This is a genomic window from Companilactobacillus keshanensis (assembly GCF_003946205.1).
Taxonomy (GTDB): Bacteria; Bacillota; Bacilli; order Lactobacillales; family Lactobacillaceae; genus Companilactobacillus; species Companilactobacillus keshanensis.
On sequence record NZ_RHOS01000023.1, the window covers coordinates 12093 to 29992 of the forward strand.

The following is a 17900-nucleotide window of genomic DNA, read 5'->3' on the forward strand; positions in this document are numbered from 1 at the left end:
AAAAAGGATTAAAAATGCGCAAAATATTAAGATTGATTTTAATACTACTATGGATTTTATGGATTGGCCTATTTATATTTATTGGATCAAATTATGGATGGTCTTCACTTGGACCCATTATTACTCACAATCAACCACATGGCCCGTTCGGATGGTCATTTACCATTCTATTCTGGTTATCAGCTGGACATTTTACATACTATCATCTCATCGACTCAAAATAAGGAACTAATGGCCTTCATCCTTGAGTAACCGTTTGCAATGGCATACTATTAATAATATGAATACTGAGGAGGAAGATAATATGTATGTTGCTTCAGAAAATCGTTATAAAAATGGTTCGGTACGTCATGCCGGTGAAACTGGCTTGATGCTGCCACCAATATCTTTAGGATTATGGCGTAATTTTGGTAGTGCTGATCCACTAAGTGAAAGACGAGATCTTATTTTACACGCCTTCGACGAGGGTGTATTCCATTTTGATAATGCCAATCATTATGGTGACGGTAATACCGGCTTTGGTACTTCAGAAGAACTACTGGGTCAGATTTTAAAAAATGACCTAAAATCATATCGTGATGAACTAGTCATTTCAACAAAAGTCGGTTACGAAATTCATGATGGTCCTTATGGTATTGGTACTTCTAGAAAATCATTACTTCAAGGAATTAATGACTCATTACAAAGATTGAACTTAGATTATATAGATATTTATTATGCCCATAGATATGATGATAGAACGCCTATTGAAGAAACCGTTAGAGCTTTAGACGACATAGTTCGTTCTGGTAAGGCTCTGTATGTTGGTGTTTCAAACTATGAAGTACCCGAATTAAAGCAAGCTATTGCTATGTTCAAAAAACTTGGCACTCCATTCGTCTTGGATCAAATGAGTATGAATCTATTGAACAATCATGTTGAAACTAGTGGCTTGGATCAATTATTAAAAGATAATGGTGCTGGGGTAATTGCCTATGGTCCACTTTGTGAAGGATTACTATCGGATCGCTATCTTGGAGGAATTACAGATAAATTCAAGATACATCATACAAACTCTGAACTGTTAGCTGATGGACCTGATGCTTTAGTAGCCAAATTGAATAAATTAAATGATATTGCGAAGAATCGCGATCAAACACTAAGTCAAATGTCACTTGCTTGGTTATTAAAAGATCCTGTCGTTGCCAGCGTCATTATTGGTACTACTAATAATGCTCATTTAGATGAGAACCTAAAAGCTTTAGACAATCTTAAATTCTCAACTGACGAAATTGATGAAATCAACGGATTAATTAAATAGTATATAAAAAATGGAGTTCAATTAATAAATTGAACTCCATTTTTTTAAATCATTAACAGTTTGTCAAGTGCACGCAAAACACCATCTTGATTATTAGTTTTAATAACAAAGTCAGCCTTATCTTTCACATCATCGAAAGCATTTCCCATAGCAAACTTGACACCTGACTGATTGAACATCTCTAAATCGTTATAACCATCGCCAAAACAAATCGTATCTTCTTTAGTACAACCAAGGATTTCCTGAAGTTTCTCAATTCCACTCCCCTTGTGTGCACCCAAATTAGAAATATCGATCCAATTTGGTTCTGGAGCAACAATAAACAATCGATCTTTAAAATCATCTAAACGATGACAATAATCAAATGTATGGGCATTGGCATCGTATACAGAAATTTTAGTAAAATCTTGAGTAATTTTCTTGAAGTCAGAAATTTCAGTTACTAAATGATAACTTTTCTTAATACGGTTGATTTCAGCAACGCTACGACCAGTTGGAATATAACTACGGTCTTCAGTGGAAGCAACGATATTGAAATCGATGTTCAAATTCTGTAAAGCTACAATGAATTCCTGACCTAATTTGTTTGGAATTAGATTTTTATAATAGAATTTACCATTATGTTTAATACGTGCTCCGCCATCTCCAACTATCCAAAGATCTGTTCCCATAATTTCTTCAACCTTTTCAGCCTGCTTACCCGTACATGCTGCAAAATTAATGCCACGCACTTTTAATTCTTGTTTTATTTTATTGTAATGCTCAACATTATAATTTTTATCTTTATCTAAGAAAGTACTATCTAAATCCGTTATTACAAGTTTCATCAAATTTTTTCCTTTAATTGATTTGACGATACTTATAACTATTTGTATAAGTTACAGACTTATTTTTTGGCAAAATTATATTACCAAATTTCTCATGATTGATTGCATCAGGAAGGGTCTGCATTTCCATTGCTACTGAATTATACTCCCTATTATCAGCCTTTTGGGGATCGGTAGGATTGGCCGTAAAAATAACCAAGCCATTTCTATCTGAAGAAAAATCAACTGTTCGCTTATTTGATTTTATAGTTGCTACTGAATTTCCATCAGTAACATATGTATCGTCAAATTCTAGTTTACCATTTTCAGATTTCAAATCATCCAAAGCCTTAGCAATTGTTTTGAATTTTTTGAAATTATATCCATTTGTAACTGGCAGAATTTTACCAGTAGGCACTTTATTTGCATCGACTTTTAAAATCGCATCAGAATTTATTTGGACTTCTTGTCCAAATACATCTTCATTATCAGTCACGTTAAAATAAACATGACAGGTTGGATTAAAAAGTGTTTTAGCAGTGCTCGTAGCAGAATATGAAATTTTCACTTCATTTTCCGGACTCAAACTATAAGTAACTTTTAATTCTAAATCTCCAGGAAACTTATCATCAGAACTTAAGAATTTATGAAACAAAACCACTTTGTCACCAACAATTTCACTAGAAAAATTGGCATTTTGAAAGCCATTGTTTCCTCCATGAATTAAATTATCCCCATCATTAGGAGGTAATTCATAAATTTCATTGTCTAATTTGAAACTGGCATTTCCAATCCGACCCGCAACTCTACCAACCGTTTTCCCAACTTGATAAGGAGTTTTAATGTAGTCATCCAAATTATTGAAGTGAGTTATCAATGAGTGATTTATTCCGTTCTCATTAACTTCAAAATTTTGCCAAGTAGCTGCATAAGATAGGACGCTTACCCTAGTTTTTTGATCATTCTCAATAGTATATAAGTAAACTGGCTCACTTTTATATTCGCCAAATTTCTTCTTAGTTACTTCCATTATATTTAATCCAAAGCCTTTTTAATGTTTTCTAAGGTTAATTCACTGGTATCAGCAAAATTAATATCGGCTTCACTTAAAATATTTTTATCACCAATTCCAACTGACAATTCACCGGCACCATTAATAGATTGAACACCAGCTTTAGCATCCTCGATACCAACACATTCTTCTGGTTTCAGGTTTAGAACTTCAGCTCCACGGGCAAAGATTTCAGGATCTGGTTTACCATGTTTTAAAGTTGTTGGATCAATTTTATTCTTAAAGTACATTGCTAGTCCTAGTTGTTCCAAAACCAATGGTGAATTTTTAGAAGCTGAGGCTAATGATAATTGGTAATCGTGTTCTTCGAGATCTTTTAAGAAGTCAGCAATGCCTGGAAGAATAGCTGTAGCATCCATATCCTTCAAAAGATTTAAATAATTAGTATTTTTTTCAGCAGCAAAAGCTTCTTTTTCAGCTTCAGTATATTTATTTTCAATTCCACCAGTTTTTAAAATCAGATCAAGTGAATCCATACGACTGATCCCTTTTAGTCCATCGGCTAATTCATCTGTCCAAGTAACGCCCAATTTTTCTGCCAATTGGCGCCATGCTTTAGCATGATAGACTGATGTATCAGCAATAACTCCATCTAAATCAAAAACGAATCCTTTAATTTGTTCAAATTTTACCATTTGAAACACTCCTTTATAAAAAAAGCGTGACGGAACGTTTTTTGCACACTAAGCAAAACGGCGTTCCCTCACAACTCCTTAATTTAATTCGACTAACTCGTCATTAACTTTAATTGATAATGGCTCACCAGAAACTAGTTTGAAATGTGAACCAGATTTATCAACTGTTATTTCAATTACACGTCCTCTAAATACTTGTCTAAATGAATAACTATCCCACTTCTTTGGTAGGAATGGTTTATAACTCAATGTTCCATCATCATGAACTCGCATCCCGGCGAATCCATGTACAATTGAGATCCAACCACCCGTCATTGAAGTGATATGTAAACCGTCATCGGTATCATTATTATAGTTATCTAAGTCCAGTCTAGCGGTTCTTTCATATAATGCAACCGCTTTATCTTCGTAATGTAAATCGGCAGCAAGTACTGAGTAAATGGCCGCAGAAAGACTAGATTCATGAACTGTTAGAGGTTCATAAAAATCAAAGTTTCTCTTCTTTTCTTCCTCCGTAAAATCATCCATAAAGTCCCAAATGCCTTGAATAACATCACCCTGTTTAATATATGGTGAACGAAGGATCTTATCCCATGACCAATTTTGATTCAATGGTAATTGATCACTTGGCAGTTCACTTACGGGTTTAAGATCTTTATCTAAAAATCCATCATGTTGTTCAAATATTCCAAGCTTCTCATCATATGGAAGGTACATTCTATTTACAATATCTTGCCAATGCTTCTTTTCATCTTCAGAAATATTTAGTTTGATTGCTTGTTCAGGTGAAACTTCGTCAAGAACCTTTAAGGTATATTCCAACGTCCAACGTGCCAAATAATTTGTATACCAGTTATTATCAACATTATTTTCATATTCATCAGGGCCCGTAACACCATGAATCATATATTGATTATTACGCTGACTAAAGTGAACACGATCGGCCCAGAAACGAGAAATCTCAGTTAGAACTTTACTACCCTCGTTAAGAACATATGACTTATCGCCGGTATAACGTGTGTAATTATAGATGGCAAAAGCGATATCTCCATTACGATGAATTTCTTCAAAAGTAATCTCCCACTCATTGTGGCACTCAATACCATTAAACGTAACCATTGGAAATAGTGCACCATCTAGACCCTGTTCTTTAGCATTCACATAGGCTCCATCAAGTTGCTTATAACGGTACATTAACAAATTTCTAGTGACCTTAGGATCAGTGATACCTAGGTAAACCGGAATACAAAATGCTTCAGTATCCCAATAAGTTGCTCCACCGTATTTTTCACCCGTAAATCCTTTTGGACCGAAGTTTAATCTAGCGTCGTCTCCATAATAAGTACTGAACAATCCAAACAAATTGAAACGCATACCTTGCTGGGCCTCTGTATCACCTTTAATTTGAATGTCTGATTTATTCCAACGTTGAGCCCAAATATCACGATGAGCTGAAAATAGTTCATCATATGATTTTTTAGAAACTTCATTGGTCAATTTATGCATGGAGGCCGTTAATTCCGAAATAGAATCATAATCTCTGGAAGTCGTGACTATAACACGTTTTTCAATAGATGCTTGCTCTCCAGAAGTTAATTTACTATAAAATGTCTTACTTACTTCACTTTCAGTCTTATTTTGATCAACTTCAGTAAGACTTGTAATATGACTCATCTGCATGGCGGATGTAAATTGTGGTGTACCAAAATTATTAGGTTTTGTTTTAGCAACTATACTATTATCAGTTATATCTAAAACATCCCAAAAGCGTTCATCATAATTAGCATCTTCATTTTTAACATTTGCATCAATTGCTGAAATAGCTTTTATTTCAACTGATTGATTGGATAAATTTTCGAAGGTTACTTTTTGAACGGACAATTCCTTTTGATCAACACTTAAAAAACGCTCAAAAATAAATTTAATTTTGTTACCTGATTTATTGACGATAAATGATCTTGTTAATAATGAATCCTTCATATTCAAATCAATTTGAAAATCACTGAAATCATCTTTTGCTAAATCTAGTTTTTCACCGTCAATTAAAAAATTCATCTTTATAAAGTTAACAGCATTGATAACTTTACCAAAATATTTTGGATATCCATTCTTCCACCAACCTACACGAGTTTTATCAGGGAACCAAACACCACCTAGATAAAGTCCTTGTAATGTATCTGCGGAATAATCTTCTTCAAAGAATCCTCTCATACCCATATAGCCATTACCTAGACTAGTCATAGATTCTTGTAAACGTTTATCTTTGGGATCAAATTTATGTGTGACAATATCCCATGGTTGTACTTCAAATATTCTCTTCATGAAATTAATTTCTCCTTTATGCTTTGTATGTTTCTTTAATAAATCCAACGGTTAATGCAGCGACTGCCATAATAATTCCACCTAACAAGAACATGTGAGGTTGTGAATTACCAAATAATGGGAATAATCCAAAACTGGCTAATGAGGCAACAATTTGTGGTAAACAGATCGATCCGTTGAACAATCCCAAATATGTTCCCATATGTTCACCTGATAAAGCGTTAGTGATCATTGTTAATGGATAGGTATTCATTGCTGCCCATGACATTCCAACTAAAACATAAGAAACTATTAAAGCATACTGACTATGAATCATGAATACTGAAACAAAACCAATTGCACCTAATAAAAGACTCAAACTATATCCAAGCTTATGTTTGCTATTAGGAATTTTTGCTAATACATACGACCAAATAACGGCTGCAATCGATTGCACAGCGGCTAAAACACCATACCAATTACCAGCTGCCTGATAACCAGCGGAACTAGCATTAGCTGTATGCCAAACATTGACAGAAATTGCACCAGCTGAATATGTCCATAGATATTGGAAAGCCATCCAGCAGAAGAATTGAACTAAAGTAACAGTCCAAAAAATTTTAGGAGCTTTTTTAAGAAGATCTAACCAGTTTCCGCCCTTCTTGTTAGCATCTTCAGAAATACCGTGATATCTTGCGTATGTTTGTGGATCGTATTCTTTAACACGTCCCATTGTGAAAAGCGTTGAAATAATTAGAATTGCAGCGCCCAGATAAAAGGACCAAATAACTGATTGTGGTACAACACCTTTTTTAGCTGTATTGGCAAGACCAAAGGCAGTTAGTACGAATGGAAAAATAGCAGCAATAACGGCACCAGTATTTGATAGAAAACTTTGAATTCCGTATGCATAACTCTTTTGATCATCGTTAACCATATCTCCAACCATCATTTTAAATGGTTGCATAGCAACATTTGATGATAAATCTAGAAAAGCTACCGTAATAGCACCAAATAATAAAGCAGTAAATGATGCATAGCCAAATCCCATTGATCCAGAATTTGGTAATAAAAACATAACGATTGCGGCAACGATCGTACCTAAAATCAAATAAGGTAGACGTCTCCCGCCCAATTTTGGTGCCCAAGTCCTATCTGAATAATAACCAACAATCGGTTGTACAATTAATCCAGCCAATGGAGGTAAAATGAAGAACCATCCTAAATTATTTGGATCAGCTCCAATTGTTTGAAAAATACGACTCATTTGTGAACTCTGCAAAGTAAATGCCATTTGTACGCCCAAGAATCCAAAACTCAACATCCAAATGGTACTTGCTGGCAGTTTAGGAAGGCCTGAACCTTCCTTTGGCTTTTTATTATCTGCCATTGTTATATCCCTCTTTCTAACTAATCATTTTTGATTACGCTTTCATTATAAAACGCTTTCATTATTTGCGCAACCGTTTGCACAAATAAAAAATAAAAAAGCCGCTCAAATTTGCGACTTCTTTTCTAAACACCGTTATAAGTACTAACTTGATGTGAGACAATTAAATGCCTTTTTAAGTTTATTTCTGGATTTTCACGATCACTAAAAAGTAAAATAACAGTTTTGATACCCATTTGTTCTGGAAAAACATCAATCGAATGAAAATCACTTTGAATTAAAGCAATCGGAAATGACTTATTAAAACCTACAATTGAAAGATTCTTTTTGGGATATATTTTTTTAAAATGGTTCAGAAACCTTAATCCTCTGAAATCATCAGTTGATACTATTCCATCAATCTGCGGATTATCAAAAATAAATTCTTCAATTTTTTCAATATTTTTTGAAGAAACTTGTATTTTATCAAAATCGACTAAACTTTCATTACTAACTTTCTTGAATCCTTGATATCTCTGCTGTTCATATGTCCAATTGCTTGTTGATTCAACAAATAATGGATTTTTAACATGTAAATTTTTTAACAGAAATTCGGTAGCTGTGATTCCGGCTTCCACGTTATTATTATCAACATAAAAATCATCTTTTGAAGTTGGCTGACCAATTACAACAAAACGCAATTTACTCTTCCTTAGAAATGCACTAACAGCATCATTTAGCTTTGAATAAAGCAGAATGAAACGTTTTATTTTACCTTGAAGAACCATTGAACGAACATTATCTAATAACCCTGACTCTGTATTGTCAATTGCTACCGATAAAGAATATTGCCGTTTGACTAGCTCTGAATTGATTCCTGAAAGAATATTAATAAAGAATGGATTACTGGCAGTCTCACTACCAACTGGAAATACAACACCTACAGCATTAGCCTCACCGTTAGTTAGGTTTTTAGCATTATAATCTGGTAAGTATCCCATTTCATCAGCAATTTTTTTAACTTTTTTAATCGTAGTTTCACTGATACGTGAATTATTATTTAATGCCCTTGACGCTGTAGAAGCTGATACTCCAGCTTTCTTAGCTATATCTCTAATTGTGATCATTATATTGAACCCCACTTGTATAACTGCTCTTATTACTATTTTAATATATTTTCCCAAGAACAATATACAAATAGGGTTATTTTCCAAAATATTTTTTTAAACTACTAGATGAAATAGTAAAACTCCTACTAAACCAATTACAGCAATAATAGATGTTAAGGCCGTCCATGTCTTAAACGTTTTAACCATCGACATATTGAAATATTCTTTAACAATCCAAAATCCGGCATCATTTACATGAGAAAATCCAACGCTTCCTGCTCCTGCTGCCAAAGCCAATAGTTCAGGACTTAATCCAGCTTTTTGCGCAATAGGTGCAACTATTCCTGCCGCAGTCATTCCTGCAACCGTGGCCGAACCTAGCGACACACGTAAAATTGCTGCTATCAACCAAGTTAAGATCAACGGTGAAATGGTTGAATGCATCATTAATCCAGCAATGTACTTATCAATATGACTATCAACTAAAACCTGTTTAAAAGCTCCACCTCCGGCAATAATTAATAAAATCATTGCTATTCCTGAAACTGATTCAGCAAAGGTTTCCATGACATCTTTAATCTTTTTGCCATTTCTAGTTCCTAGAGTAAACACCGAAATGAGAAAAGTAAGCATTAGGGCCGTTCCCGCATTACCGATAAAATCTGTGAAACCCTTAATACTTGAGTTCGGAGCTGCAACTTCAACGATTGTTTTAAAGAAAATGAATATAATAGGTAAAATAGCGGTAAGAATACTTAATGAAAAACTTGGCATTTCTTCTTCTGTAAATTCTCTATCAGTCGCTAAACCTTTAGGGGCTTCAACTTCTAAAAATTCTTTACTAAACAATCTAGTGTATAAAGGACCAGCAATAATGATGGATGGGATAGCAATAATAATGCCATAAATCATCATTTTACCTATATTAGCTCCAAATATTTCTGCAACTGCCGTCGGTCCCGGATGTGGTGGAACAAATCCATGCATAGTGATCAAAGCAGCAATAACAGGTAATCCAATATACAAAATGGGAACCTCAGCAACTATTGCAATTGAAAAAACAAGTGGTATCAATACAACTACACCCGTTTCAAAAAACATTGCGATACCAACAACAATTGCTGTAACGACTGAAGCAAACTGAACATGTTTCTTTCCAAATACCTTGACCATGGTAGTAGCGATTCTTTGTGCCGCCCCAGTATCCGTTAATAATTTACCAATGGCGGCCCCAAAAATAATAACCAGCATTAGACTTCCGGCTGAAGAACCTAAACCATTTTGAATCGACGTCATAACGGCTAAGGGAGTCATCCCTTCTAATAGACCAACGATCAAAGAAGATAAGATCAAGGCAACAAAAGCATTTACTTTCAAAAACATCATAAGAACTAAGAGCAAGATTACACCAATTGTAATAGATATGAATGGCATCGTGATCTCCTTCTATTGCTTGATTTGTTAATCCAACATTTCGACGACTTCTTTAAGTGTTTCCTTAGCGCCAACGTTTCCTGGAAAAATAATATATGGTAAATTAGAGAATTTAGACTCGGAATCCGTATACCATACAGGAATTCCTGGTTTGATTTGACCTGCTACGATTGCATGTCTAACTTCTAATCCATTTGTTCCTATATCACTAGATGTGATACCTCCCTTAGCAATAATAAATTTGGGCTGAAGATCCAAGTCTGTAACTACTTTAGTAATAGCTTTAGAAATGGAGACCGATGATGCAAGTTCCTCTTCTTTTTTATTCTCACCTAGATCAAGACGTTTTCTAGATGTAAATACAGCGACATTTCTACCTTGTTTAAGATATTCATTTACTTCAGAAGATACTCGTTGTTCCTCTTTTTCGAGGCCCTCATCTTCTAAAACAGTATTAACATTGAATTCAATAAATTTAACATTCGATAATTTCATTAGTTCATTTAATTGCTCAGTTGATTTTTTTACATGTGAACCAATCATGATCAGACCGCCATTATTACAATCAGGATCCACTAACTGTTCTTTTACAAGCAATGCCTTATCAGAGACACCACCAAGAATTTTCGTCAATGCAGCGGCACTACGATACATAAATTGTTTCCCAAAGTTTAAAGCACGAACTAACGCTATGACAAAAACTTTGACATCAATGTAATCAATAGCGTTTACGACTACCTTATTAAAATCTTTTACTTCCATTAATTGATTTGTAATTTTATCAATATTTAATGATCTTAAATCTTCTAAAGAAATTCCCGTAACATTCTCTGCTAAATAATCTCCGTGAGTCTTTTCTTCGACCCATTTTGTTAAATCCGACTCTGTATAACCAAAGGTTCTATCTTTAGCAAATTCCGTTTCGCCTGCTGGTACTAGAACATCATCCATTTGAACGTAATGAACATTATCAATTGTGAAACGTCCGCCTTCTTTGAAAAAAGGTAAAATAACTTCACCATCATATTTAATATCGGTCTCTGATTCCACGGTATTTTTCAAAACTTCTGTTTCTAGCGGATAATGTCCTCGTAAAGTTGAATCACTACGACTTATTATTAAAAATTTTTGATTCAATTCTTTGGAAATATCACTAATATTTTGAGCAATTTCTTGGTGTATCTCGGATGTTTTCTTGGCACTGAAACCTCGAGAATTGGTCAGTATAAAGAATATACTGTTATTTTCTTTAAATCCTTGACGAATGCTCTCTTTTGTCCAATTTGTGTAGACAGATACGTCATGAACTGTTTGAACACCAGTCGGATCATCATCCAGAACAATAATCTTAGTATTTAACTGTTTTAATTCATTTGTTAATAAATCATCAACTTCTTTTTCATCTGGTTTATTAGGTAGCTTATTAAAAACTGCTTCTGCTAGGATACTCGTCATTATTTTTTACCTCGTTTCACTTCAACATTGGCGATTTTTTCATAATATTGAACAATTCCACCATGATCATTCATTACTTTTCCATCGGCCTTAAGAGAATGGAATATCTCCAATAATTGGCTAGACATTGGTAAAGGAACATCCAAATCATGAGCAGTTTGCAACACATTAGTTAGATCCTTCATATTTATGGCAATTGTTCCACCAGGTTTAAAATTTCTATCCAAAATCAAAGGAATTTTAGCGTCCATAACTGTACTACCAGCTAATCCACCTCTAATTGCGTGATACATTTTTTCAATATCTATATCAGCCTTTGCCGCTAAAACTAAAGCTTCGGAGACTGCGGCAATATTTAAGTTAACAATAATTTGATTAGCTAATTTTGCAGTAACGCCACTACCATGTCCTCCAACCAATACGACATCGTCTCCCATACCCTTTAACACATCAGTTGCTTTATCAAAAGTACTCTGATCACCACCAACCATAATTGAAAGAGTTCCATCAATAGCCTTTGGTTCTCCTCCACTAACTGGTGCATCTAAAGTTTCAATTCCAAATTTTTTGGCATTTTCAGCAATATTTTTAGCATCAGTAGGTCCAATTGAACTCATATCAATAACTATCTGACCTGCATGACCATTGTTAAAAATACCATCTTCCTTTTCTAAAACATCATGAACATGCTTACCAGCTGGTAGCATTGTGATTATTACATCGGCCTCTTTTGCCATACTTATTAGATCACTTGCCTTAGCTCCGGCCTCAACAAGTTTATTAACTGAACTTTCATTTAAATCAAAAACTGATACATCAAACCCCGCGTTTATTAGATTCTTTGCCATAGGGTTACCCATAATGCCTAAACCAATAAATCCGATTTTCTTCATAACAATTTCTCCTTGTTCTAAATTAAAGCGCTTTCATTTTCAAAATCAGTATACAAGGGAAAATGAAAAATGTATACAATATTATCTAATTCGTATTCATTATTAATATCTTTGTGTACATTTTAACAAATGCATAGATTATTTTATCCGAATCAACAATATTAATGTATACTTAATCTAATTCAGAAACTTGAGGTCTTAAATATGCAAAAAAAAGAAGCCCCTAATAACATTCAGGCTTACGAAACACTACGTGATCAAATTTTAAATGGCAAGATCCCAGCCAATACCAAATTAACTGAGACCATGTTAGCCGATAAATTAAACATAAGTCGAACACCAATCAGAGAAGCTATTATCCGATTAGAAGAAGAAGGACTAGTTAAGAATAAATATGTATACATTCCTTCTGAAACGGATATCAGACACATTTTTCAGGTACGATCCATATTAGAAGGGTTCGCAGCTAAATATAGTGCTGATTTTATTTCCACAGAATCACTAAATAAATTAAAAGAATACATAAAGACGGCTCGTAATGGCGACGACAATGACAAATTAAAGGCCAATTATCTATTTCATCAGACTATAGTAGAAGAAACACATAATCCTGAAATAGTAAAAATAATCAATAAGATGCAGTCGATCATCTATCTAATGAGAAAGACTGTTACTCTTCAACATCGTCCACATCTAATCGATGAACATGAAGAAATCTGCCAAGAAATTGAAAATGGTAATGGAGAGAAAGCCGAAAAATTAGTCCAAGATCATCTTGCCAAGGATCTTGAATTTAGTATCAATCGACTTGGCATTACAAATTGATGATAGTGTAAAGAATGTGAAGTAAATAATTTACTTTGACTTTTAAAAAATGTTTAGTTTCAATAAAGTGGTTTAGTCCAATAATATCAATACTAAATAAAAGAACAGGTAATCGGATTTAATTCCAATTACCTGTTCTTTTAATATTTCCATTTAAAAAATAGTTGGAACTAAACCTCCATCGACTCGTAAAGCCTCTCCTGAAAAAGATGATGAATCAGGACTAGCTACGAATGCTGTGAAACGACCAATTTCAACTGGACGAATCAAACGTTGAATCTGTGAACGAGAACGATGATTTTTCATGAAGTCTTTTTCCCACATATCTTTAGGCAAATCACTGTCTTGATACATATCATTGAGCATGTTTTGGACACCCTCAGTTAAAGTCGAGCCTGGCATTATGGTATTAACTGTTACATGACTGGCAACCGTCAGCTTGGACAAGCTCTTAGCCAACGATAGATTCATCGACTTGGTCATACTATATTGAGGCATTTCTCCAGATGGCATTATGGCCTCTTCACTTGCGATAAAAATGATACGACCAAAGTCTTGATCAAGCATTTTGGGTAAATAAAATTTGGATAGTGCATTACCTGCCAAAACATTGACATGAAAGAACTTTTCCCAAGTTTCGTCATTAATATCGTAATAATTCATGGGTTGAAAAATCCCCATATTATTAACGAGAATATCGGTTTTCGGTACTTTATCAAATAAATTTTGTCGATCAGACTCATTTGCCAAATCTGCGGCTACTCCTAATGGTATCGTCTCGGGAAAATCACGTTTAATTTCCGCTACAACCATATCAACTTCTGACTGTTTCCTTCCATTAATAATTACATTGGTTCCTTCACGAGCCAATTCAATTGCAATTGCTTCACCAATACCCTTAGTTGAGCCAGTAACCAAAGCCGTTCTATTCTTTAAATGAAGATCCATAAAAATACCTCCTATTAGTAATCAAACGATTTCCTTATTATTGCATTCATATCATTAATATAATCCGAATTACTTTAATTATATAGTATGTACTTTTTTGTGACATAGATACTTTAAAGCACCCGTCAAACTAATATTTGAAATAATAAAAAATATCTATTAAAAATAGTCGAACATTTGTCCGACTTTTACAAATCTTAATTAATTAACTAAATGCCAATTAAAATGTGAATTACGTTCGGCAATTAACCAATGACCATTAACTTTCTCATACTTATCTTCGTACCTAACTCCCTCTTGACTAGTGACGGACTTACCATTCTCATCCTTAACCAATACAACAAAGTTATATGCTATTCCATTAGCATGAGTTGCATCAACAAACTCAACTGTTTGTTGACCGCTCATATGAAAGACTGATTTATATTCCTCCATTGAACCTGAGAATGCCTTAAGAATTTCATCACGGCCATTCAACGTAAAAGTGACTTTATCATCATTAATAATATTCACAACACCATTTCCAGTAAATAATTTAACTTGTTTAACGTTATCTTTAGTATCTGCATAATTTGAAAACAAATCTACCAACTATTTTAATTCTAAACGATCACTAATTTCTTGTATATCCATAATATCATTTCTCCTCATTCGTATTAGTCTTCTGGAATCCAGTCACCAAATTGCTTTTCAGCCTCTTCGACTGGAACATTGAAATACTTCTTGCCATTATCCAAATTATTTATTCTTTCCATTTCAGAGGCACTCAATTCAAAATCAAAAATATCAAAATTATCTTGCATATGCTGTGGATTAGTTGTTTTGGGAAATACAATATTCCCGCTTTGAATATGCCAACGCAAAATCACTTGTACGTTAGATTTATTATATTTTTTGGCTAACTCAGTAAATATCGGTTCATTGATCAAATTGGAATCTCCATGACCTAATGGATACCATGACTCAAGTTTAGTATCATATTGAGCTAATCGTGATTTCAATTCATTCTGTTGATAGTAAGGGTGCAATTCAACTTGTGCGATTGCTGGTTTAATTGTGACATTGTCTAGTAAGTTGTCCAGGCGTTCACCATCAAAATTACTAAAACCAATTGAACGAATTTTCCCATCATGTACCGCTTGTTCCATTGCCTTCCATGCACCTACATAATCACCAAACTGTTGATGTAATAGCAACAAATCAATATACCCAGTATCCAATCTCTCAAGCATCTTATCAATTGCAACTGGCGTCTTGTCAAATCCATAGTCACTGGGCCATAGCTTGCTTGTAAGCCAGACATCATTTCTTTTCAATCCACTTTTTTTAACCGCTGCCCCAACACCACGCTCATTCTGATAAGCATGTGCAGTATCAATATGGCGATAACCAAGTTTTAAGGCAGCCGCTACTGTCTTTTCCGTTTCGGCATCCCCGTTAATTTGATATACACCCAATCCAAATTGGGGAATTTTATTACCATCATTTAATGTCAAATATGTTTGTGTCATTATATTTGCTTCTTTCTGTTTAATTAACAATGCTATTGTCTACCATCAACAACTAGTTGCCAATGGGCACATTTTTATAAATGGGTGGTTATGCCACTCTTTTTAAAAAGCCGTTACTTATTATTTTAACGTGGCTGTTTCACGGGTTCTTTACGAACTAAATTAAAGATGAAACTTACAATTACCAGAGCCAATCCAATCAACATTATTGTATGTAAACCATTAAATAAAATCGTTCGCATATCTGGAATTAAATTTTGTGGTAATTGTTCAGCGGTATTGGCATCGGATAATTTGTTAATCATATCAGTAGTAATTTTGCCATCAGATCGAGCAACATGACTAGCCGTATTCAAACTCAAGACTGCACCAAAAACTGATGCCATAAATGTTTGTCCCAAGGTTCTGAATAGTAATCCAAAAGTTGTTGAAACACTGACCAATTCTTTGCGAACACCATCCTGTAACGAAACTTGCATTGGTGTGAATGACAACCCCATACCAAATCCTTCAAAAGCACCGCTGACAATCAACCACCAATACGGTGCTGCTTTGGTTGCCAAGGTCATTGATAGTGCTGAAATAACTATACTAATTGTTCCCATCAAAACGATTCGTTTGTATGGAATCTTAATCATCAATTTGGCAGTTAAGCGTGTCCCAACCAACAGTAGAATTGAACTAGCAATTTGTGTTAAACCACCCATTGTGGCACTCTTACCCAACAAACCTTGTGCCCACATGGGAGCATAGACGCTATACCCAATCATGAAACCATTTATCAAAAACATCATTACATTTTGAACTTGCACTCTAGGATTCTTCAATAGTTCCAATGGAATCAAAGCATGATTACTTCTTTTCTCAATAAACAAGAAAAATCCAAGAATAACCATTCCAATTATCAATAATGACAATGAACGTACCATACTGATTGCCAAAGCATCACTTGCAAATAACAACACTATTAAAGCGGCTGATAATAATCCAGCTCCAAGATAATCAAAACTATTCTCAACACTTTTATCTTTATCCTCTTTATAAGTAAATTGCAGTAATAACATCGAAATGATTCCAATTGGCAAGTTAATAAAGAATACCCAATGCCAAGATAAAGCATCGACTAACCAACCACCGATCAGTGGACCAGCGACCGTCGATAGGGTATAAAATGCTGTAACCCAGCCTAATGCTCTGGCACGTTGTGCTGGATTAGGATAAATATCTGCATAAATAATAAATGGAATAGAAACCATACCACCTGCACCTATTCCCATCAACGCACGAGCAATTATTAATATAACCATGTTGGTTGATAAACCGCCTAGCATCGAGCTTAAAATGAACAACGCCACTGAAAATTGAAAAACACGCTTGTTTCCAAAAATCTCACCAACACGTCCCCAGAGAACTGTTGTAACAGCAGTTCCCAATAAGAACGCTGAACTAATCCATCCTACCAGGCGAATACCATTCAAATCACTAATTATCGCTGGAAGTGCTGTATTAACGATTGTGGAATCCAATCCACCCATAAAATTTGCAATCAATAATGCCACTGTAGCAATGACCAAATTTCTTTTAGACATTTCTTATCCTCCTAATACATATCCGCTTTTGAACGAACTATTCGCCATACGTCATTAATCTTGACCAATTCTGTTTGTGCCTCAATCGGCCAAGTATTACGAAAGCCATAGATTCTGGCTTCTAGTAAATTACGCATAACTACATGTGCTGTTTTATTGCTTAATGTAACCTCTAGTAATTCTTCTTTTGCACTAAAGTATTCCATTCGCCCACTTTTTATTTGATCCAACCAATCATCCTTTGATTGATGCTTACCAGTGATATGAACAAAATCAGCATCATGACTAATTATCATACTTAACAATCCAATATTCTTTGATAACATACCTTGTATCTGTTGCCGACAAACTGACTTAACTTGTTCTATTTCATTATTTTTAACTTGCATAAATTGCCTCCTAGTCATAACTTCCTGACCACGAGATTCATTATGCAATGATTGGTATGCTGCAACAATGGGCAATGTTTTCAGAAAGGTGACATATGCCACGCTTATTAAAAAAGAGTGTAAAAAAAGACCATCAAGTGAAGTGCCCTAAAATTGTTAGACATAATCTAACAACTTTGGGGGAACTTTTTTTTATGACCAAATACTCTTCAGAATTCAAAGTCAAACTAGTAAATGAATACTTTGATGGACAAATTTCTATAC

General features: G+C 34.4%; 17 protein-coding genes. 3 read left to right on the forward strand and 14 right to left on the reverse strand.

From position 1 onward, the window contains the following. The first annotated feature begins 81 nt into the window (after positions 1 to 81). Both EKM64_RS10140 and EKM64_RS10145 read left to right on the forward strand, forming a co-directional pair. A complete protein-coding gene (locus tag EKM64_RS10140; RefSeq protein ID WP_164505356.1) occupies positions 82 to 252 on the forward strand; it encodes a hypothetical protein in 171 nt (56 codons plus the stop codon). A 52-nt stretch (positions 253 to 304) separates the two neighbouring features. Then, the gene (locus EKM64_RS10145; RefSeq protein ID WP_125678242.1) at positions 305 to 1300 is read left to right on the forward strand and encodes an aldo/keto reductase; all 996 of its coding nucleotides are present in this window, start codon (positions 305 to 307) and stop codon (positions 1298 to 1300) included. Between the two features lie 44 nt (positions 1301 to 1344). On the opposite strand, the gene EKM64_RS10150 is transcribed toward EKM64_RS10145, so the two are convergent. The 9 genes from EKM64_RS10150 to garR all read right to left on the reverse strand — a co-directional run bounded on the left by EKM64_RS10150 (position 1345) and on the right by garR (position 12374). Beyond that, entirely contained in the window at positions 1345 to 2127 is a 783-nt protein-coding gene (locus EKM64_RS10150) for a Cof-type HAD-IIB family hydrolase (protein WP_125678244.1), read from the reverse strand. Positions 2128 to 2140: 13 nt separating this feature from the next. Continuing rightward, positions 2141 to 3136: an aldose epimerase family protein gene (locus tag EKM64_RS10155; RefSeq protein WP_125678246.1), complete on the reverse strand. Its 996-nt coding sequence runs from the start codon at positions 3134 to 3136 to the stop codon at positions 2141 to 2143. A 5-nt stretch (positions 3137 to 3141) separates the two neighbouring features. Further along, complete coding sequence (pgmB, locus tag EKM64_RS10160) at positions 3142 to 3813, reverse strand: beta-phosphoglucomutase (RefSeq protein WP_125678248.1); 672 nt, start codon at positions 3811 to 3813, stop codon at positions 3142 to 3144. A 78-nt stretch (positions 3814 to 3891) separates the two neighbouring features. Then, on the reverse strand, positions 3892 to 6135 hold the full coding sequence (locus EKM64_RS10165) for a glycoside hydrolase family 65 protein (RefSeq protein ID WP_125678250.1): 2244 nt from the start codon (positions 6133 to 6135) through the stop codon (positions 3892 to 3894). Between the two features lie 16 nt (positions 6136 to 6151). After that, on the reverse strand, positions 6152 to 7504 hold the full coding sequence (locus EKM64_RS10170) for an SLC45 family MFS transporter (protein ID WP_125678252.1): 1353 nt from the start codon (positions 7502 to 7504) through the stop codon (positions 6152 to 6154). Between the two features lie 125 nt (positions 7505 to 7629). Beyond that, complete coding sequence (locus EKM64_RS10175) at positions 7630 to 8610, reverse strand: LacI family DNA-binding transcriptional regulator (protein ID WP_125678254.1); 981 nt, start codon at positions 8608 to 8610, stop codon at positions 7630 to 7632. Positions 8611 to 8706: 96 nt separating this feature from the next. Continuing rightward, positions 8707 to 10026 carry a gluconate:H+ symporter gene (locus tag EKM64_RS10180; protein ID WP_125678255.1) on the reverse strand — a complete coding sequence of 440 codons (1320 nt, stop codon included), beginning with the start codon at positions 10024 to 10026 and terminating at the stop codon, positions 8707 to 8709. A gap of 27 nt (positions 10027 to 10053) precedes the next feature. Further along, on the reverse strand, positions 10054 to 11481 hold the full coding sequence (locus EKM64_RS10185) for a four-carbon acid sugar kinase family protein (RefSeq protein WP_125678257.1): 1428 nt from the start codon (positions 11479 to 11481) through the stop codon (positions 10054 to 10056). Continuing rightward, the gene (garR, locus tag EKM64_RS10190) at positions 11481 to 12374 is read right to left on the reverse strand and encodes a 2-hydroxy-3-oxopropionate reductase (protein ID WP_125678259.1); all 894 of its coding nucleotides are present in this window, start codon (positions 12372 to 12374) and stop codon (positions 11481 to 11483) included. Before garR ends, EKM64_RS10185 begins: the two co-directional genes overlap by 1 nt. A 204-nt stretch (positions 12375 to 12578) precedes the next feature. On the opposite strand from garR, the gene EKM64_RS10195 reads away from it, so the two are divergent. Continuing rightward, positions 12579 to 13199: a GntR family transcriptional regulator gene (locus tag EKM64_RS10195; RefSeq protein ID WP_125678261.1), complete on the forward strand. Its 621-nt coding sequence runs from the start codon at positions 12579 to 12581 to the stop codon at positions 13197 to 13199. A gap of 153 nt (positions 13200 to 13352) precedes the next feature. Here the strand turns inward: EKM64_RS10195 and EKM64_RS10200 are convergent, their stop codons facing one another. The 5 genes from EKM64_RS10200 to EKM64_RS10220 all read right to left on the reverse strand — a co-directional run bounded on the left by EKM64_RS10200 (position 13353) and on the right by EKM64_RS10220 (position 17636). After that, positions 13353 to 14147, reverse strand: coding sequence for an SDR family NAD(P)-dependent oxidoreductase (locus EKM64_RS10200; RefSeq protein ID WP_125678263.1), 795 nt, complete (start codon positions 14145 to 14147; stop codon positions 13353 to 13355). 201 nt (positions 14148 to 14348) lie between these two features. Next, entirely contained in the window at positions 14349 to 14738 is a 390-nt protein-coding gene (locus tag EKM64_RS10205; RefSeq protein ID WP_225421004.1) for a nuclear transport factor 2 family protein, read from the reverse strand. A 65-nt stretch (positions 14739 to 14803) separates the two neighbouring features. Next, positions 14804 to 15658: an aldo/keto reductase gene (locus EKM64_RS10210; protein ID WP_125678265.1), complete on the reverse strand. Its 855-nt coding sequence runs from the start codon at positions 15656 to 15658 to the stop codon at positions 14804 to 14806. Between the two features lie 125 nt (positions 15659 to 15783). Next, positions 15784 to 17247 carry an MDR family MFS transporter gene (locus EKM64_RS10215; protein WP_125678267.1) on the reverse strand — a complete coding sequence of 488 codons (1464 nt, stop codon included), beginning with the start codon at positions 17245 to 17247 and terminating at the stop codon, positions 15784 to 15786. An 11-nt stretch (positions 17248 to 17258) separates the two neighbouring features. Continuing rightward, positions 17259 to 17636, reverse strand: a complete 378-nt coding sequence (locus EKM64_RS10220) for a nuclear transport factor 2 family protein (RefSeq protein WP_125678269.1) — start codon at positions 17634 to 17636, stop codon at positions 17259 to 17261. Positions 17637 to 17900: the final 264 nt, after the last annotated feature.